We start from the raw sequence: 19,499 nt of genomic DNA on the forward strand, positions 1-19,499 counted from the left end.
GTCCTGTCATTATTTTTGTAAGGAAACGGGCCCCTTGTCGGGCCCGTAAACGGTTATTTCAGGTCGATGCGCACCACCTGCTCCGGCCCTTTGGTGGAGTGGTCTTTGTTAAAAGGCTGTTTGACGGTGACCCACAGCGTCTGGCCATCTGGCGAGAGCAGCAGGCTGTTCGGATTCGGCGGCAGATCCCACTGCTTTTTCACCTTATAGGTGGCGGCGTCAAGGCTCAGGAGTTTTCCGCCGTCGCGCCGGGTGATGTAGATCTCCTGGCGCTGCGGGTTGAATTTCACCGCCAGTGAATCGCCCACGTCGAGCTGTTTAATGACGTCGCCGCTGCGGATATCCAGCACCAGCGTGGTTTTCGCTTTCGAATTGTCGGTGACGAACAGGCGGCCGGTCGCCGGATCTTCCGCCATGTTCAGCAGCAGCGCCGGTTTGTCGCCAAGCGGTTTCCAGCGCTTCTCAATGCGCTGCGTGGTCGGGTTGATAACAAGAATTTCGCCGCCGCCGTTCGCCGCGTAGATCCGTTGCGTGGCTGGGGAGAAGTGCAGGCCCGTGACCCATTTGCCCGCGTTTTTAATGCGTTTTTTAAGCTTCAGCGTTTTCGCGTCAACCACCCAGATCACCGCCGGATCGGCGACGGCACCGACATACAGCATGCCGTCGTGCCAGAGAATTTCACGCGCCCCGGACGGGAAGCCTTTCTCGTTACGCTCGCCAAACAGCAGGCGACCGGTGATTTTCCCGGTGGCGGTGTCGAGCGCGCTGATGCCGCCATCGAGCGAGTTGGTCACCCAGACCGTTTTACCGTCCGGCGCGGTGGCGATGCCGAAATTTTTCAGGTCGGTATGGGTTTCGCCGAGCGTGATCAGCGACTGCGGATCGAGCCTGTAAATTACGCCGCCCTGCACGTCCTTAAACGACTGCGCGGTGGCGACATAGAGCGCGTTGCCCGCCGGGCTTAGCGCCATCTCATACACGCCGTAAGCGAGTTCGCGCTTCACGAGGTGATCGTGCTGGGTGTGTGCTGCGGGAGCCGGAGCGGTGGCCGGGGCGGGGGAAGGGTGTGTCGCGCAGCCGATAAGGGCGAGCGTCACCAGCAGCGCCAGGGCGCCGGTCTTGTGGTTCATCAGACAACTCCATTTGGTTTAACTTATTGTCAGATAACGCAAAAGGGGATTTTCCCGGCGTCTGCGCCAGCGGATCCTGCCATAAACTGAAACACCCTTTCACAGAAGTTGAGAATGTTACTAATAATCATTTGCAATTGAAAGCGAAAATCATCGGCGCGAACAGGCCGCTAAAAGGCAGGGAAAATGCGCAAAAGAGGAAGGAAATAACCGTAAACGCCAGAGTGGGGTCTCCGGCGTCGTGCTCAGCACTCGCGCAGCGCTTTCACCAGACGCGCCATCTCATCGAGCAGGCGCTCGCGATCGGCGTGACGGTCGCGCAGCGACGTGGTGGAACGGCGTTCGATGAAACGCGTCGGCAGCAGCGTCGAGCCGCCGTCGCCGTGACCGGTGAGGCGCGCCACCATCCGGCGCACCGATTCCGCGCCGAGGCGGTTGAAATCCTGCTCGACGGTGGTGAGCGGCGGAATGAAATAGGCACTGTCCGGCGTGTCGTCATAGCCAATCACCGAGACATCCTGCGGCACGCGCAGGCCGAGCTCGTCCAGCGCGCTCATCGCGCCGAAGGCCATCTGGTCGTTAGCCACCAGCAGCGCGGTGATGTCGCGCCGCGTGCGAAACAGGCTGAGCGTCTGCTGCCAGGCATCTTTCGAACTCCAGTCGCCGTGCAGCAGCGCGCAGGCGCGCAGGCCGCGCTCCGCCAGTACTTCCTGCCAGCAGGCGAGACGCATTGCCGAGGCGACCGAATGCGCGGGCCCTGCGAGTAGCGCTACCTGCCGATGCCCGGCATCAAGCAGAAACTCCACGCTCTGGCGCGAGCCGTCGCGCGGATCAAAGCTCACGTGAAACACGTCGCTGTCGGCGGGCACGTCGAGAAACTGGCACAACAGATCGCTGTTTTGCGCCGCGAGTGTCGCCGCCGCGTCGGCCCCGAGCGGCAGGTTGATGATAACCCCGTCCACTTTCTGCGCGCGCATCTCATTTAGCGAGCGTTGCAGCTCCTCCAGCGCGCCGGTTTCCAGGGTGGCGATCACCACGCTGTAGCCCGCCCGCGCGGCGTGGCTTTTAATGGCGGCGGCAATCTGCGACGGCGCGTGGAGCGCGAGAGAGACGGTAATAAAACCGAGCGTGCGGGTGGCTTTGCCCGCCAGCAGCTGCGCGCTGCGGTTTGGCACAAACTGTAACGCCTCCATGGCCTCCAGCACCCGCTGTCGGGTGGCGGGCGACACCAGCGCCGGTTTGTTAAGCACGCGCGACACCGTCTGGTGCGACACCCCGGCCTTCTGCGCCACGTCATCCAGCGTGCTGAGTCGTTTTTTCATCGCCTTTCCTCTGCCTCTCGTCGGCGCAATGATCGGTGATGGCGGCGGCGAAAGTCAATTTCTGGCGTGAAATGTCGTGCGCTAACATTATCGGTGTGATGAAGATCCCATTTCTGGATCCATTCATGGCTGTGATGTGATCCAGGTTCTCATTCTGAAAAGCCGCTGTTCGCGATCCGCCCGGTTTCCCGCCATGCTGATTATCAATGTTAGCGCACGACATTTTTTGATTTCCAGGGAACCATCATGACAGAAAACCCCACCACCACTGCTTTTAACGAGCTGCAGACGCGCCCGCTGGCGACCATCCTTGCCCGTAACGACTGGCAAAATCCGGCTATTACCAGCGTGAACCGCCTGCCTTCCCACACGCCGCTGCACGGCTGGCGTGACGCCTGCCAGGCGCGCCGGGGCGACGCCTCCGACGCCGTGCTGTCGCTCGACGGCGAGTGGCAGTTCAGCTTTTTCTCAAGCCCTCATCAGGTGCCGGATGTCTGGCTGGCGGCCGATCTCACGGATGCCCGAGCCACAACGGTGCCGTCGAACTGGCAGATGGAAGGCTATGACACCCCGATCTACACCAACGTGCGCTACCCGATCCCGGTCAACCCGCCGTTTGTGCCGGACGACAACCCGACCGGCTGCTATTCGCGCGATATCGACGTGCCGCAGGCGTGGCTCGAAGCGGGCCGCACGCGCATCGTCTTCGGCGGCGTGAACTCGGCGTTTTATCTCTGGTGTAACGGGCAGTGGGTGGGGTACTCCCAGGATAGCCGTCTGCCAGCGGAGTTCGATCTCACTGACGTGCTGCACGCGGGCCGCAACCGCCTGTGCGTGCTGGTGCTGCGCTGGTCGGACGGCACGTATCTGGAAGATCAGGATATGTGGCGCATGAGCGGGATTTTCCGCCCGGTGAGCCTGCTGCATCTCCCGGAGCAGGCCTTCGCAGACGTGCGCGTCCATACCGAGCTTGCGCCATCGCTGCGCCACGCCACGCTGTTTAGCGAGGTGGAGGTGACGTCCGCCGCGCGCGGGCTCAGCGTCAGCCTGGCGCTGTGGCACGGCGACACCGAAGTGGCGAGCCAGACGCGGGCGCTCGGCTCCGCCCCGATTGATGAGCGCGGTAACTACCCGGAGCGCGTGACGCTCTCGCTCGATGTCGACAATCCGCTGCTCTGGAGCGCCGAAGCGCCGCACCTCTACCGCGCGGTCGTGACGCTGCTGGACACTGACGGTATGGCGTTAGTCTCCGAGGCGCACGACGTCGGCTTTCGTCGCGTGGAAATCCACAATGGCCTGCTGACGCTCAATGGCCAGCCGCTGCTTATTCGCGGCGTCAACCGCCACGAGCATCACCCGGAAAAAGGCCAGGCGGTGGATGAGGCGGCGATGGTGCAGGACATCCTGCTGATGAAGCAGAACAACTTTAACGCCGTGCGTTGCTCGCACTACCCCAACCAGCCGCGCTGGTATGAGTTGTGCAGCCGCTACGGGCTTTACGTGGTGGATGAAGCGAATATCGAAACCCACGGCATGGAGCCGATGAGCCGCCTGTCGGATGACCCGGTGTGGCTTGGCGCCTACAGCGAGCGCGTCACCCGGATGGTGAAATGCAACCGTAACCACCCGAGCATTATTATCTGGTCGCTCGGCAATGAGTCGGGCAACGGCGCGACCCACACCGCGCTCTACAACTGGATCAAGCATCAGGACCCGACGCGCCCGGTGCAGTATGAAGGCGGCGGGGCGGATACGCGCGCCACCGACATCATCTGCCCGATGTACGCCCGGGTAGAAACGGATCAGCTTATCCCGGCGGTGCCGAAATGGTCGATTAAAAAGTGGATCTCGATGCCCGGCGAAACCCGCCCGCTGATCCTCTGCGAATACGCCCACGCGATGGGCAACAGCCTCGGTAATTTTGCCGACTACTGGGACGCGTTCCGCCAGTATCCGCGCCTGCAGGGCGGGTTTATCTGGGACTGGGCCGACCAGGCCATCACGCGCGTGGAGCCGGACGGCAGCCGCTGGTGGGCCTACGGCGGCGATTTCGGCGACACGCCGAACGACCGACAGTTCTGCATGAACGGGCTGGTCTTCCCGGACCGCACGCCGCACCCGGCGCTGTATGAGGCGAAGCATCAGCAGCAGTTCTTCCAGTTCCGGCTGGTGAGCGAAAGCCCGCTGCAAATCGAAGTGACCAGCGAATACCTGTTCCGCGACAACGACAACGAGCGCCTGGTCTGGAGCGTCGAGGTGCGCGGCGAAACACGCATCAGTGGCGAAACCGCGCTGGAGCTTGGCCCACAGGAGAGCTGCGTGCTGACGCTCAGCGAGAACGGCTTTAGCGCTCAGGCGGGCGACGACGCCATCTGGCTGCACGTGCGCGTGGAACAGCCGCAGGCGACGGCGTGGTCGCCGGAGGGGCATCTCAGCGCCTGGGCGCAGTGGCCGCTTGCCGCGCCGCTGGCGCTGCCCGAACCGCCGGTGGCGGGCGAAGCGCCCGCGCTTGAGATAGCCGACGCGGAATTTGTCATCCGCCATGGGCGTCAGGTCTGGCGCGTCAGCCGCGCCAGCGGGCTGCTTACCCAGTGGAGCGACGACGGCGAAGATCAACTGCTGACGCCGCTTGCCGATCAGTTTATTCGCGCGCCGCTGGATAACGATATCGGCGTCAGCGAAGTGGAACGCATCGACCCGAACGCCTGGGTGGAGCGCTGGAAAGCGGCGGGGCTGTATGACGCCGAACACCGCTGCCTGGCCTGCGAGGCGCAAACCACCCGCGAGGGCGTGGAAGTGCGCGTGCAGCACGCGTATTTCGCCCGCGGTCTGGCGGACGGCCCGGCCATTCTCAGCCGCTGGCGTATGGTCGTGGATAACCAGGGCGCCCTGCACTGCGATATCGACGTCGAGCGCAGCCCGGCGCTGCCGCCGCTGCCGCGTATCGGCGTCGTCTGCCAGCTGCGCGGCGGCGAAGAGACGGCCAGCTGGCTCGGCCTCGGCCCGCATGAGAACTACCCGGACCGGCTGAGCAGCGCCTGTTTCTCACGCTGGACGCTGCCGCTTGCTGAGCTCTCCACGCCGTACATTTTCCCTACTGAGAACGGCCTGCGCTGCAATACCCGCGAGCTGAACTGGAACGGCTGGCTGGCCGAGGGCGAGTTTCATTTCTCGTTAAGCCCGTACGGTACCCGCCAGCTCATGGAGACCAGCCACTGGCACAAACTGCAGCCGGAGGCGGGCATCTGGCTCACGATTGACGGTTTCCATATGGGCGTCGGCGGGGATGACTCCTGGACCCCGAGCGTGCACCCGGAATATCTGCTGAGCGCGCGGGAATACCGCTACCGCTTTACCCTGCGCAGACGGCAAGGCTGACAGGGCGCGACCGCCGGGGCTTGCCCCGGCTTTAACAACAAAAACAGCCTCATTAACACGAAAGGTGAACGATGAATAAGCCTGCCCTGACCCCGGTTGAAAGACAGAACTTCCTATTCTTTTTGCTGTTCTTCTTTTTCTACTACTTCATTATGTCGGCCTACTTTCCGTTCTTTCCGGTGTGGCTCGCGGATGTCGCCCACCTGAATAAAACGGATACGGGGATCGTCTTCTCGTGCATCTCGCTGTTCGCGATTATCTTCCAGCCGGTGTTCGGGCTGGTGTCCGATAAGCTCGGGCTGCGTAAACATCTGCTGTGGACGATTACCGGCCTGCTGGTGCTGTTTGCGCCGTTCTTTATCTTTGTGCTTAAACCGCTGCTGGCGTTTAACATCTGGGTCGGGGCGTTTGTCGGCGGCTGCTATCTCGGCATCGTGTTTTCGAGCGGCTCAGGCGCCGTGGAGGCATATATTGAACGCGTGAGTCGCGCCAATAATTTTGAATATGGCAAAGTGCGCGTCTCCGGCTGCGTGGGCTGGGCGCTGTGCGCCTCCATGACCGGCATGCTGTTTGGCGTGAACCCCAATATCATCTTCTGGGTGGCCTCGGCGTGCGCGCTGATACTCGCAGGCGTCCTGTGGTTCTCACGCCCGGCGGGGGAGAGCGGCAACCTGATTTCCGGCACCCAGGAGACCAGCCAGGCGTTCTCGATGAAGCTTGTGAGCGAGCTGTTCAGAATGCGCAGCTTCTGGGCGTTTATCATCTACGTGGTGGGCGTGGCGAGCGTTTATGACGTCTTCGACCAGCAGTTCGCCAACTTCTTCAAAGGCTTTTTCTCAAGCCCGGAGCGTGGCACGCAGATCTTCGGCTTCGTCACCACCGGCGGCGAGCTGCTCAACGCCACCGTAATGTTCTTCACGCCGTTTATCATCAACCGCATCGGCAGTAAAAACGCGTTGCTGATAGCGGGCGCCATTATGTCTATGCGCATTATCGGCTCGTCGTTCGCCACCGCCGACTGGCAAGTTATCGTGCTGAAAACGCTGCATATGTTCGAGCTGCCGTTCCTGCTGGTGGGCACCTTTAAATACATTTCGGCGGTGTTTGACCCGCGCCTTTCCGCCACGCTGTTCCTGGTAGGCTTTAACCTCTCGAAACAGCTCTCCGGCGTTGTGCTCTCCACCTGGGCGGGGCGGATGTACGACACGGTCGGCTTCCAGCAGACCTATTTGATACTGGGGCTGATTACGCTTGGCTTTACCGTCATCTCTTTCTTCACGCTACAGGGTCGGCCGCGCGCGGCGCTTGAGAAATCGCCCGACTCCTCGCTTGCCTGACGCCCACACCCTGACGGGGGAGCCCGGCTCCTCCGTCATTCCCCTGAATGAATAAATTGCATAGCATTGACGTCAGAAATCTGTCCATTTATGGAAGAGTGGCGGGCCGCTTTCTTATACACTATGTGCCGCTATGGTAATCCGCCCGTTCCGACGCGGCCTCCAGAGAGCCGGTGATAAGGCTTCTGCCGCGCAAAAAAGAGTGAGACAGATGGAAATCAAACACAAAAAAAACCGTTCGCTTTACATTCCCTACGCCGGTCCGGTTCTGCTGGAGTTTCCGCTACTGAATAAAGGCAGCGCCTTCAGCATGGAGGAGCGCAGCAACTTCAACCTGTTGGGGCTGCTGCCGGAAGTGGTGGAAACCATTGAAGAGCAGGCGGAGCGCGCGTGGCGACAGTTTGAAGATTTCAAAACGGATATTGATAAACACATTTACCTGCGCAACATCCAGGACACCAACGAAACCCTGTTCTACCGCCTGCTGGAAAACCATCTCGAAGTGATGATGCCCATCATCTACACCCCGACGGTGGGCTCCGCCTGTGAACGTTTCTCTGAGATCTACCGCCGCGCCCGCGGGGTGTTTATCTCCTGGCCGAACCGCCACAACATGGACGACATTCTGCAAAACGTGCCGATCCATAACATCAAAGTGATCGTGGTGACCGACGGCGAGCGTATTCTCGGCCTCGGCGACCAGGGCATCGGCGGCATGGGCATTCCTATCGGCAAGCTCTCGCTCTATACCTCCTGCGGCGGCATCAGTCCGGCTTACACGTTGCCTATCGTGCTGGATGTCGGCACCAACAACCAGCAGCTGCTGAACGATCCGCTCTACATGGGCTGGCGTCATCCGCGCATCACCGATGACGAGTACTACGCCTTTGTCGATGATTTCATCCAGGCCGTGAAACAGCGCTGGCCGAACGTGCTGCTGCAGTTTGAAGACTTCGCGCAGAAAAACGCGATGCCGCTGCTGGAGCGCTATCGCGACGAAATCTGCTGCTTTAACGATGATATCCAGGGCACCGCGGCGGTCACGCTCGGCACGCTGATTGCGGCGAGCCGCGCGGCAGGCAGCCAGCTTTGCGAGCAGAAAATCGTCTTCCTCGGCGCAGGCTCCGCCGGGTGCGGCATCGCCGAGCAGATCATCGCCTGGATGCGCACCGAAGGCGGCTTAACCGACGAGCAGGCGCGGGCGCGCGTTTATATGGTCGACCGCTTCGGCCTGCTGACCGACAACATGCCGAACCTGCTGTCGTTCCAGTCGAAGCTGGTGCAAAAACGCGAGAGCCTGCAGGGCTGGGATACGCAAAGCGATGCCCTCTCGCTGCTGGATGTGGTGCGCAATGCCAAACCGGACATTCTGATTGGCGTTTCCGGCCAGACCGGGCTCTTCACCGAAGAGATCATCCGCGAGATGCATAAGCACTGCGCGCGCCCGATCGTGATGCCGCTTTCCAACCCGACGTCACGCGTCGAGGCGACGCCGCACGACATCCTGAACTGGACCGACGGCGCGGCGCTGGTGGCGACGGGCAGCCCGTTCCAGCCGGTAACGGTGAAAGAGAAAACCTACCCGATTGCCCAGTGCAACAACGCGTACATCTTCCCCGGCATCGGGCTGGGGATTATTTCGTCCGGCGCGCTGCGCGTTACCGATGAAATGATGATGGCGGCGAGCGAAGCGCTGGCGTCCCATTCGCCGCTCGTTAATACCGGCAGCGGGCTGGTGCTGCCGCCGCTGACCGACATTCAGCAGGTGTCGAAGGATATCGCGTTTGCGGTAGGGAAAATGGCGCAGCAGCAGGGTGTGGCGGTGAAAACCTCCGCCGAGGCGCTGTTGCAGGCCATTGAAGAAAACTTCTGGCTGCCGGAGTATCGCAGCTATCGCCGCACGTCTATCTGAGGCGGCTTCACGCTGGCGCGTCGCGCCAGCGTGTTTCACATCCGGCGCGTCACCCGCGCCACTGCATCCAGAGACACTTGCCCGCCACGGTCGTTATCAGCGAACAGATAACCGACACCACCGCAAGCTCAATAAAATACGCGTTAAAGTCATCCAGAAACGGCACCACGTTCACCACCGCAGCGACGTCGCGCAGCTCGGTGGCGTGCAGCAGGGCGAACAGCAGGTGCGGAAGGTTTAAAAAGAAAAAGATAAACAGCAGGCAAAAGATAATGGATTCAACGGTGTTGGCCGGGGTGACTCTCATTGACGCGCTCGGTTCTGAATAAAGGACAACCCCGACAACGCCTGGCGCCACGGGATCTGGCCTCGCATCATACCTGAAACCGCGCCCCGACCACAGGTGATTTTATCGCCGTTTTGCGCGCCCGGGCTCAGGCAACGTGCTGGCGCACAAGCTCAATGCTGCTGAGGATCTCACGCTCGATATCCGCTTCGCTCCATGTCGCCAGCGCTGATGAGAACGGCTCAAAAGCGTAAATCCCCTGATAGCCCCGCGCCTCCAGCGCGTTAACCTGCTCAACCGAGTTCAGACGATCGCCTGGCGTCAGCATGATGCGCTGATCGTCGGTGAGCGCGTCGAACGGGCGCGCGTCCTCTACGCCTGAGAGGTGCACCAGCCCAATCATCGACACGTCCACCTGCGCGAACTCCTGCGCCGCCTGCGGGTAGAGCGCGTGGTGAAAGGTGTCGATCAGCAGCTTAAAAGGAGCGCTGGCGTCGCGGATCAACGTCTGGGCCTGCGCCGCCGAGCGCAGCGAGCTTTGCGGAAAACCGAGCGGCTCGACCAGCCCCTGAATGCCGTAGCGCGCAAAGAGAGGGGCGAGATCCCGCAGCGCGGCCAGGGTCTCGTCGGGCGCGATGTGGCTTCCGTCATTCAGCGGGCAGAGCACCAGCCCCGCCGCGCCCACCGCCTGCGCCTCTTTCAGCAGCGACTCGGTGAGCTCGCGCACCGCAGGCGTGCGCTGGTTAAACGGATAAACGGCGTTAATCGTGACAATTTCAATACCGTAACGCGCCGCCAGTTCGCGTACCTGCGCATGGCCGAGGCCGTCTGTCACGCTGCCGCCGGGCATGTCATTACGCAGCTCGACCTTGTTCAGCCCAAGCCGGTTAACAAGCTTAAAGAACGCGGGGATATCGAGCCCCGGCGCGATTTTGCGGTTAACGCAGAAGCGGTGCAGTGCAATGGTCATCGTACTCTCCTGAAAGCAACAGAATGAAAAACGGGTCTGTCTTTAATCAAAACATTTATTTCATAATTGGCAATATTTGAAATGCGGATTCTTTGATCGGCTTCGCAAAAAAAGCGTTGAAGCTGGCGGATATGTCAGTGATACGCGGCATGATCCGTGATGTTTCAGGGGGTGAACCGGTAAGGTGAAAGCGGGGCAACGCGTCGCGGGATGAAAATGCGACCATAGTCACCAAAATTAAATTCCATTTGATTGCTTTATTGAAATATTCATTTCATTTGGCCAGGATAAAGGCAGATGTTTTTACACGAGCCGGCACGGCGACGACATTGACCCCCTCCAGACGACGAGGCTAAGCATGAATATCACAGGAAACTTTATCGGCGGGAAAATCTGCAACAGCAGCAGCAACCAGACGGTGCCGGTCTTCGACCCGGCCACGGGCAAACCGGTGCGCGAATTGACGCAATCCACAGCCCAGGAGGTCTCAGGCGCAATCCAGGTCGCCCATGAGGCGTTCGCCGCCTGGTCGAACACCACGCCGCTGCGCCGCGCCAGGGTGCTGTTTCATTTCAAAATGCTGCTGGAACAACACGCCGAAGAACTGGCGGCGATTATCGTCAGCGAACACGGCAAGGTCTGGTCAGACGCGATGGGCGAACTGACGCGCGGCATGGAAGTGGTGGAGTTCGCCTGCGGTATTCCGCACCTGATCAAAGGCGAATACTCCTCGGATGTCGGTACCCGCGTCGACAGCTACTCCCTGATGCAGCCGCTCGGCGTGGTCGCCGGGATCACTCCGTTTAACTTCCCGGCGATGGTGCCGATGTGGATGTTCCCGATAGCGCTCGCGTGCGGCAACAGCTTTGTGCTCAAGCCGCCCGCGCTGGCGCCGACTGCCGCGGTGCGCATGGCGGAGTTGCTGAAAGAGGCCGGGTTGCCGGACGGCGTTTTTAACGTCGTGCATTGCAGCAATGAAGACGCTGAACAGCTCTATACCGATCCGCGCATCGCGGCGGTGAGCTTTGTCGGCTCGTCCGGCGTGGCGGAGCATATCTACAAAACCGCCAGCGCGTACGGCAAACGCGTGCAGGCGTTCGGTGCGGCGAAAAACCACGCTATCGTGATGCCGGATGCGGATCTCGACGCGACGGTCAACGCCATTATGGGCGGCGCGTTTGGCTCGGCGGGCGAGCGCTGTATGGCGCTGCCGATTGTGGTCGCGGTGGGCGACGAAACGGCGGATAAGCTGATTGCGCGCCTCACGCCGCTGGTGGAAGCGCTGAAAGTGGGCCCAGGCTGTATGCGCGGGCCGGAAGAGAATGAGATGGGGCCGGTCGTCTCTGACGCGCACCAGAAAAAAGTCCTGGGCTATATTGAGAAGGGCGTTAACGAGGGCGCGAAGCTGGTGGTGGATGGTCGCCGTTTCCGCCTGCCGGGTTATGAAGCGGGTTATTACGTGGGCGGCACGCTGTTTGATAACGTAACCCCGGAGATGGTCATCTGGCGCGAAGAGATTTTCGGGCCGGTGCTTGGCATCGTGCGCGCGCCGGACTACGAGAGCGCGCTGGCGCTGATTAACAGCCATGAGTTCGGCAACGGCAGCGCTATTTTCACCAGCAACGGCCACACGGCGCGCGAGTTCGTGCATGACGTGCAGGCAGGGATGGTGGGCGTCAACGTGCCGGTACCGGTGCCGATGGCATTCCACAGCTTCGGCGGCTGGAAGCGTTCCGTCTTCGGCGCGCTGAATGTACACGGGCCGGACGGCGTGCGGTTCTACACCCGCATGAAAACTGCCACGGTACGCTGGCCGCAGGGGCAGCAGACCGTCTCTGAATTCAGTATGCCGACGCTCGGTTAAGTTTTTCCAGGAGGAGCCATGTCGTTACTTGCAAAGGCGCAGCGCGACGCGCGCCATCTTCAGCACATCACCCCGGAAAACGCTGGCTGGCGTTATATCGGCTTTGATGTCTGGATGTTGAAAGAGGGTGAAACGCTCACGCTTGAGAGCGGTGACCGGGAGCTGTGCCTGGTGCTGGTGGCGGGACTTGCCTCGGTGAAAACGCGCAAGGCGGATTTTCCGGGGCTCGGCGGGCGGATGTCGCCGTTTGAGCGCACGCCGCCGTGGTCGGTCTACGTGCCGCCGCAGGAGCAAATTGAAGTGACGGCGGATTCCAGTCTGGAACTCGCGGTCTGTAGCGCGCCGGGCAAAGGCGCGCTGCCTGCGCGAGTGATAACGCCGCAAGAGGTGGGTGTTGAGCATCGCGGCAAGGGGCGCAATCAGCGTCTGGTGCATAACATCCTGCCGGACAGCGGCGAGGCGGACGCGCTGCTGGTGGTCGAGGTGTATACCGAAGAGGGCGCGACCAGCTCCTGGCCCGCGCACAAGCACGATACTCCGGTGCCGGGCCAGGAGACGCAGCTTGAAGAGACCTACTATCACCGCTTCGACCCGCCGCAGGGCTTCGCGTTTCAGCGCGTCTACACCGACGACCGCAGTCTCGACGCCTGCATGGCCCCCTACAATCACGACGTGGTGATGGTGCCGCGCGGCTATCATCCGGTCGCGGCGATTGCGGGTTATGACAGCTATTACCTGAACGTGATGGCAGGGCCGGAGCGCAAATGGCTGTTTACCTGGGAAGAGGACCACGCCTGGATCAACCGCGACGACTATCCGCGGCGCTAAGCGTGGAAACAAAAACGGCCCATCCGGGCCGTTTTTTTTGTGGCGCGCGTCAGGCGCTCTGCTGCTGCGCGTTTTTACTGTTGTTAAGCGCCAGCGACACGGCGAGCGTCTGGGCGAGACAGAGCGAGGCCACCTGCGAGCGGAAGCCGTCCACCTGGGCTTCGCGTACCACAAAACAGACATCGCTGAAGGCGGCGAGCGGGCTTACCTGGCTGTCGGTAATCGCAATCTGGCGCGCTTTGCGCTGGGCGCCCAGCTCTACCAGTTCCACCACTTCGCGGGAATAAGGCGAGAAGCTGACCGCCACCACCACATCTTTCGGCCCCACCAGGCTTAACTGCTCGGTAAACATGCCGCCCAGCCCGTCGATAAGAAACGCCTTGCGATCGAGATGGCGCAGCGCGTAGGTGAGGTAAGACGCGACGCTGAACGAGCGGCGCAGGCCTATCACATAAATATTTTCCGCCTCCGCCAGCAGCTTCACCGCGTTTTCCAGATCTTCCGGCGCCATCTGCATCGCCAGCTGTTGCAGCGCCTGGCTGTTGACCATCGTAAACATGCTGAGGATTTCCGCCGGCGTTTCCGGGGCGCTGGTCTCTTCGCTGGCGGTCTGGCGGAACAGGCGTGCGCGCTCGGTATAGTTAGCGGTCTCCTCCATCAGATGCTGTCTGAACATCTGCTTCATCTCATTAAAACCGCTGAAGCCGAACGCGTTGGCGAAGCGGATAAGGGTGGAGGGCGGCACATCCGCCTGCTGGGCGATAGAGGCCACGGTGTCGAACGCCACGCTGTTGCTGTTATCGAGAATGTAGCGCGCCACCTGTTTTAGTCGTTTGCTGAGCTCGTCATACCGGCGACGAATTTCATCCTGAAGGATGGAGAGCTGGGTCGGATTATTTGCCATGTATCGTGCCTGAAAAAGGGGAAAAAGAAGGAAAGCTTGTGTCAGTGTATCAAATGAAGCGAATTTTTCATTTTCCCGGATGAAATACGCGATTCATTTCACGAAGCAGAAAGGCGCGGAGCGACAGGGCCGCTCCGCGGGAAGGTTAACGGCGCGCGTCGCGCCAGAAGTCGATAAGCGTCAGGTAATTGTTTTTTACCTCGCGGATCAGTGCCTCGTCGCTCAGCTCGCCCTGCATCCAGCGGCGCGACGGCTGACCAAAAATGGTGCGCCCGACCGCAAAGCCTTTGATGATGGGGTGCGTTGCCGCTTCAGCGAACCCTTCGCGCAACTGCTCCTGCGGCGCGTCGAGGCCGAGCAGCAGGATGCCGCGGCAGTACGGATCTTCCTGCTCAATCAGCGCGCTGATGGCCTGCCAGTGGTGGCTCGCCAGCGGCGGCAGTTTCCACCAGTCCGGTTTAATGCCGAGCTGATAAAAATGCGCCAACATCCTGTGGTAATGCTGCCTGTCTTTATCGGGGCCGTTCTCCGGCAAAATCACTTCCAGCAGCAGTTCATGCCCCGACTGCTGACAGGCGCGCCACACATCCAGCAGCAGCGCGTCCTGTTCTTCGCGAAGCGCGGCCGGATCGTGCGGATGGTAAAACACCAGGCATTTCACCACATGTTCCAGCGGCCAGCTCGCGAGCTGCGAGCCGATATCGCCATGCTCAAGGCGCAGCGGGCGAGAGCCCGGCAGCTCAATCGGGCGGCCAATCCACCAGCCCTGGCCGGTAATAGCGTTCAGCGCGCGCTGGCCGTAAGTGCCGTCGGCCAAAATGCCGCTGCGTCCCTCAAGCCCCGTCTCCTGCGCCGCGTCTTTCGCGGCCTGTAGCAGCAGCTGTTTCAGCGCCGGGATGCGCGCTTCGTCGCAGCCGGTGTTGCAAGCCAGGTCGGCGAGCTGTTTGCGATGATCGAAGGCGAAGATGCACAGCTCCGGCCAGGCCTGACGGCGGGCGGTCACGCGATGCAGATGGTTTAAGCGATCGTCGAGATCCGGGCGCGGCACCGCATCGGCACGCGCCAGATAGTCATCAAGTTCAGCACGGGTCGGCATCGCCGGTGCGCAGCCGTGGCGGGAGACCACCAGCGCGCCGCAGGCGTTGGCGTAGCGGCAGGCCTGCTCCCAGCCTTCGTCGTTCAGCCAGCCGCGCAGCAGCCCGGACATAAACGCATCACCCGCGCCCAGCACGTTCAGCACCTCCACGCGCACGCCCTGAAAGAGCGGAACCGCGTCCCAGCCGTCAGGCACCGCCCCTTCCAGCACCACGCAGCCCATCGGCCCGCGCTTGCACACCAGCGTGGCGTTCGTCGCGTGGCGGACGTTTTTCAGCGCCGTCAGCGTGTCGGTGCTGCCGCCCGCGATATGAAACTCCTCTTCCGTACCGACCACCAGATCGAAAAGATGCAGCACTTCCTGAAGCTGGCGCGTCACGGGCTCTGACTCCACATAACGCGTTTCACCGTCGCCAGGCGAGGTCAGGCCCCACAGAACCGGACGGTAGTCGATATCCAGCGCGGTACGCAGCCCGTGGCGGCGCGCGTATTCCAGCGCTTTCAGCACGGCGGCGCGGGTGTCCGGGTGCGAGAGGTGCGTGCCGGTTACCGCCAGCGCGCGGGCGGAGGCGATATAGTCTTCGTTGATATCCTGCGGCGTCAGCGCCATGTCGGCGCAGTTATCGCGGTAGAAAATTAACGGAAACGTCTCCTGGTCTTTAATGCCGAGCATCACCAGCGCCGTCAGCCGTTGTTTATCGGTTATCAGGTATTCGGTATCGACGCCTGCGCGTGTCAGCGTTTCACGCAGGAAACGTCCATTATGTTCATCCCCCACGCGGGCCAGCATCGCCGATTTTAGCCCCTGGATCGCGGTACCAAACGCGACATTGCCTGACGATCCGCCGAGATATTTGGCGAAGGTCGCTACATCTTCAAGCCTCGCGCCGATTTGCTGCGCGTAGAGATCCACGGCAACACGGCCAATACAAATGACATCGAGCCGCTTAACTGCTGCATTCATAGCTACGGTTTCCTTTTGCATGCCTGCTTCACGAGAGGGCCGGAGAGCCGGCGGCGCGCCCGCAAGCAGCCTGAGGGTTAACGGTTGAACGTAGTATGAGAAATAAATATTTCATTTACAAATTAGTTTGAAACTAAAAAACCAAAAATGTGAACGCTATTCCACTCTGCGTGTCGTCAGCGCGCAGCGAGCAGTCATCGACTTTGCTTCGTGGCAGCGCCTGTCTGACCGCCGCAAACGCATAGACTCTGAGTGGTTATCCTGTGCCGCGCGGCGTTGCAGGTTACCGCATTTCGCGATCCCTGCCACAGAAAAAGCCCGCCAGCGAAATAGAGTTTGATCGTTCTCGCAAAATGAAACATTTCATCTGTATTTTGGTTTTATGAAAAATATGTTTGCCTATAATCCAGACAGATTCCGGCAGGCAGTCCGCTTTTACACAGATACCAGAGCGAGCCTGCATGACATTGGCTTAAAAAGGAAGGCGAACATGGGCAAGCAGAGACTGACAATGGCGCAGGCGCTGGTGAAGTTTCTTGATAACCAGTATCTGGAGGTGGATGGCGAGACCGTCAAATTCGTCAAAGGCATTTTCGCCATTTTCGGCCATGGCAATGTGCTGGGGCTTGGCCAGGCGCTGGAGCAGGAGCGCGGCGAACTGCGCCTCTATCAGGGCCGCAACGAACAGGGGATGGCCCATGCGGCCACCGGTTTCGCCAGACAGTCGCTGCGCCGCCAGATCCTCGCCTGCACCTCGTCGGTCGGCCCCGGTGCCGCCAACATGATAACCGCCGCCGCGACGGCCACTGCCAACCGTATTCCGCTCTTGCTGCTGCCGGGCGATGTCTTTGCCACCCGCCAGCCGGATCCGGTATTGCAGCAGATAGAGCAGAGCTACGATCTTAGCATCAGCACCAACGACGCCTTTCGCGCCGTCAGTAAATACTGGGATCGCATTACGCGCCCGGAACAGCTGATGAGCGCCTGCATTAACGCCATGCGCGTCCTGACCGATCCGGCGGAAACCGGCGCGGTGACGCTGGCGCTGCCGCAGGATGTCCAGGGCGAAGCCTGGGATTATCCGCCGGAATTTTTCGTCCGCCGCGTGCATCGTCTCGACCGTCGTCCGGCAAGCGCCGCGCAGCTAAACGACGCGGTGAATGCGATTCTGGCGAGCCGCAAACCGCTGATTGTCTGCGGCGGTGGGGTGAAGTATTCCGGGGCGGGCGAGGCGCTGGCGCAGTTCGCTGAGCGTTATCGCATTCCGTTCGCCGAGACCCAGGCAGGAAAAGGCACGCTCCTCTCGTCGCACCCGTATAACGTCGGCGGCGTCGGGGAAACCGGCTGTCTTGCAGCGAACCTGCTTGCCAAAGAGGCGGATCTGGTGATCGGCGTCGGGACCCGTTTTACCGATTTCACCACCGCCTCGAAATGGATTTTCCAGCATCCGGGCGTGCGGTTTCTCAACATCAACGTCAGCAATTTCGACGCCTGGAAACTTGACGGTATTCCGCTGCTGGCCGACGCCCGCGAGGCGCTGACGGCGCTTGACGCGGCGCTTGGCGATACCGCGTGGCAGGCGGGCTGGGGCGAGCAGATTGCCGCCGTACAGAGCCGCCAGATGAAAGAGACGCACCGCGTTTATCAGGCCACCTTTCAGGAAAACGGCTTTGTCCCGGAAATAGACGACCATCTCGACCGCAAATCGGTCTATCGGGAGTTTCGTCAACTGACCGACTCGACGCTGACCCAGAGCAGCGTGCTCGGCCTGCTTAATGAGGCATTACCCGAAGAGGCGGTGATCGTCGCGGCGGCGGGCAGCCTGCCGGGCGATCTGCAACGTGTCTGGCGCACCCGCGCGCCCAATGCTTATCACGTCGAGTACGGCTATTCCTGCATGGGGTATGAAGTGAACGCGGCGCTCGGCGTGAAGCTCGCCGAGCCGCAGCGCGAGGTCTACGCGATGGTCGGCGACGGCGCGTTCATGATGCTGCATTCAGAGCTCATCACCTCCTTACAGGAAGGCGCGAAAATCAACGTGCTGCTGTTCGACAACATGACCAACGGCTGTATCAACAATCTGCAAATGGAACACGGCATGGACAGTTTCGGTACCGAATTCCGCTTCCGCTCCGCCGAAAGCGGCCAGTTAAACGGCGGGCTGGTGCCGGTGAACTTCGCCGCCATCGCGGCGGGCTACGGCTGCAAAACCTGGCGCGTCACTACGCTTGATGAACTGAAAGCGGCGCTGGAAGCGGCCCAGCGCGAGACGGTCAGCACCCTTATTGATATCAAAGTGTTGCCCAAAACGATGGTGCACAAATATGGCAGCTGGTGGAACGTCGGCGTGGCGCAGCAGGCGCTGAGCGAACGTATTCAACGGGTGGCGCAACAGATTAACGAAAAACGCGCGCAGGCGCGGGATTACTGATTGTTCACTTAACAAGACAACTTACCTTAACCCTGATTATTCCGGAGATAACCCTTATGTCGCTCAGATTAGGCGTAATTGGCGCAGGCGCCATTGGTAAAGAACATATCCGTCGCTGCACTCAGGTGCTGCAAGGCGCAACCGTCGTTGCCGTATCGGACATCAACCTGGACAACGCGCGCGCCGCGGTGACCACGCTTGGCCTGCAAGCGGAAGTGTATGCCGACGGGCAGGATGTGATTAAGGCGCAGGATGTGGACGCGCTGATTGTCACCTCATGGGACCCGACGCACGAAGCGTTTACGCTTGGTGCTATCGAAGCAGGCAAACCGGTGTTCTGCGAAAAGCCGCTCGCCATGACCGCTGAAGGTTGTCGCCGCATTGTCGATGCAGAGATGAAAGCGGGCCGCCGCCTGGTGCAGGTCGGCTTTATGCGCCCTTACGACGAAGGCTACCAGGCGCTCAAAGGCGTTATCGATAGCGGCGACATTGGCGCGCCGCTGATGCTGCACTGCGCGCACCGCAACCCGGAAGTGGGCGAGAACTACACCACCGATATGGCCATCACCAGCACGCTTATCCATGAGCTCGACGTATTGCGCTGGCTGCTGAACGACGACTACACCTCGGTGCAGGTGCGTTTCCCGCGCGCCACGTCGCACACCCACGCGCAGCTCAAAGATCCGCAAATCGTCATGCTGGAGACCCGCAAAGGAACGCTTATCGACGTCGAGATTTTCGTTAACTGCCGCTACGGCTACGACATCCAGTGCGAAGTGGTCGGCGAGACCGGCATTGCCCGTCTGCCGGAGCCGTCGTCGGTGCAGATGCGTAAAGCGGCGAAGCTTGCCACCACGATCCTGACCGACTGGAAAGACCGCTTCATTAAAGCGTATGACGTGGAGCTGCAGGCGTTTATCAATGACGTAAAAGCGGGCGAACTGCGCGGCCCGTCCGCCTGGGACGGCTATGCGGCGTCTGTTGCGGCGGATGCGTGTCTGAAGGCGCAGGAGAGCGGCGCGCAGGAGAGCATCAGCCTGCCGGAGCGCCCGGCGTTTTACCTGCGCTAATGTCGCAG

13 protein-coding genes are annotated in these 19,499 nt (G+C 60.9%); 7 read left to right on the forward strand and 6 right to left on the reverse strand.

The window, feature by feature from the left end; genetic code table 11:
- Positions 1–53: 53 nt before the first annotated feature.
- Complete coding sequence (locus AFK67_RS04465) at positions 54–1,130, reverse strand: YncE family protein (RefSeq protein WP_007720573.1); 1,077 nt, start codon at positions 1,128–1,130, stop codon at positions 54–56.
- A gap of 245 nt (positions 1,131–1,375) precedes the next feature.
- Positions 1,376–2,452 (reverse strand): LacI family DNA-binding transcriptional regulator, encoded by a 1,077-nt coding sequence (locus AFK67_RS04470; RefSeq protein ID WP_007720569.1) that lies wholly within the window; start codon positions 2,450–2,452, stop codon positions 1,376–1,378.
- Positions 2,453–2,698: 246 nt separating this feature from the next.
- Between AFK67_RS04470 and AFK67_RS04480 the strand changes: the two genes are divergently transcribed.
- The 3 genes from AFK67_RS04480 to AFK67_RS04490 all read left to right on the forward strand — a co-directional run bounded on the left by AFK67_RS04480 (position 2,699) and on the right by AFK67_RS04490 (position 9,079).
- Positions 2,699–5,830 (forward strand): beta-galactosidase, encoded by a 3,132-nt coding sequence (locus tag AFK67_RS04480; RefSeq protein ID WP_050569283.1) that lies wholly within the window; start codon positions 2,699–2,701, stop codon positions 5,828–5,830.
- A gap of 71 nt (positions 5,831–5,901) precedes the next feature.
- Positions 5,902–7,167, forward strand: a complete 1,266-nt coding sequence (locus AFK67_RS04485) for an oligosaccharide MFS transporter (protein ID WP_007720565.1) — start codon at positions 5,902–5,904, stop codon at positions 7,165–7,167.
- 211 nt (positions 7,168–7,378) lie between these two features.
- Entirely contained in the window at positions 7,379–9,079 is a 1,701-nt protein-coding gene (locus tag AFK67_RS04490) for an NAD-dependent malic enzyme (RefSeq protein ID WP_038874001.1), read from the forward strand.
- A 49-nt stretch (positions 9,080–9,128) separates the two neighbouring features.
- On the opposite strand, the gene AFK67_RS04495 is transcribed toward AFK67_RS04490, so the two are convergent.
- Complete coding sequence (locus AFK67_RS04495; protein ID WP_007720560.1) at positions 9,129–9,386, reverse strand: hypothetical protein; 258 nt, start codon at positions 9,384–9,386, stop codon at positions 9,129–9,131.
- 127 nt (positions 9,387–9,513) lie between these two features.
- Entirely contained in the window at positions 9,514–10,335 is an 822-nt protein-coding gene (locus AFK67_RS04500) for a TIM barrel protein (RefSeq protein WP_007720558.1), read from the reverse strand.
- Positions 10,336–10,693: 358 nt separating this feature from the next.
- On the opposite strand from AFK67_RS04500, the gene AFK67_RS04505 reads away from it, so the two are divergent.
- Together AFK67_RS04505 and iolB are read left to right on the forward strand one after the other, a co-directional pair.
- A complete protein-coding gene (locus tag AFK67_RS04505) occupies positions 10,694–12,199 on the forward strand; it encodes a CoA-acylating methylmalonate-semialdehyde dehydrogenase (protein ID WP_007720555.1) in 1,506 nt (501 codons plus the stop codon).
- An 18-nt stretch (positions 12,200–12,217) separates the two neighbouring features.
- Complete coding sequence (gene iolB, locus AFK67_RS04510; protein WP_007720553.1) at positions 12,218–13,027, forward strand: 5-deoxy-glucuronate isomerase; 810 nt, start codon at positions 12,218–12,220, stop codon at positions 13,025–13,027.
- Positions 13,028–13,076: 49 nt separating this feature from the next.
- Here iolB and AFK67_RS04515 read toward each other — a convergent pair whose 3' ends face one another.
- Both AFK67_RS04515 and AFK67_RS04520 read right to left on the reverse strand, forming a co-directional pair.
- Positions 13,077–13,931, reverse strand: a complete 855-nt coding sequence (locus AFK67_RS04515) for a MurR/RpiR family transcriptional regulator (RefSeq protein ID WP_007720551.1) — start codon at positions 13,929–13,931, stop codon at positions 13,077–13,079.
- Between the two features lie 145 nt (positions 13,932–14,076).
- Entirely contained in the window at positions 14,077–15,990 is a 1,914-nt protein-coding gene (locus tag AFK67_RS04520) for a bifunctional 5-dehydro-2-deoxygluconokinase/5-dehydro-2-deoxyphosphogluconate aldolase (protein ID WP_007720548.1), read from the reverse strand.
- Positions 15,991–16,480: 490 nt separating this feature from the next.
- Here AFK67_RS04520 and iolD point away from each other — a divergent pair, with 490 nt between their 5' ends.
- Positions 16,481–18,421 carry a 3D-(3,5/4)-trihydroxycyclohexane-1,2-dione acylhydrolase (decyclizing) gene (gene iolD / locus AFK67_RS04525; protein WP_007720545.1) on the forward strand — a complete coding sequence of 647 codons (1,941 nt, stop codon included), beginning with the start codon at positions 16,481–16,483 and terminating at the stop codon, positions 18,419–18,421.
- 56 nt (positions 18,422–18,477) lie between these two features.
- Positions 18,478–19,491 carry a bifunctional inositol 2-dehydrogenase/D-chiro-inositol 1-dehydrogenase gene (locus AFK67_RS04530; protein ID WP_007720542.1) on the forward strand — a complete coding sequence of 338 codons (1,014 nt, stop codon included), beginning with the start codon at positions 18,478–18,480 and terminating at the stop codon, positions 19,489–19,491.
- The last annotated feature ends 8 nt before the right edge of the window (positions 19,492–19,499 follow it).

Source organism: Cronobacter dublinensis subsp. dublinensis LMG 23823 (assembly GCF_001277235.1).
In the GTDB taxonomy this organism is placed as follows: Bacteria; Pseudomonadota; Gammaproteobacteria; order Enterobacterales; family Enterobacteriaceae; genus Cronobacter; species Cronobacter dublinensis.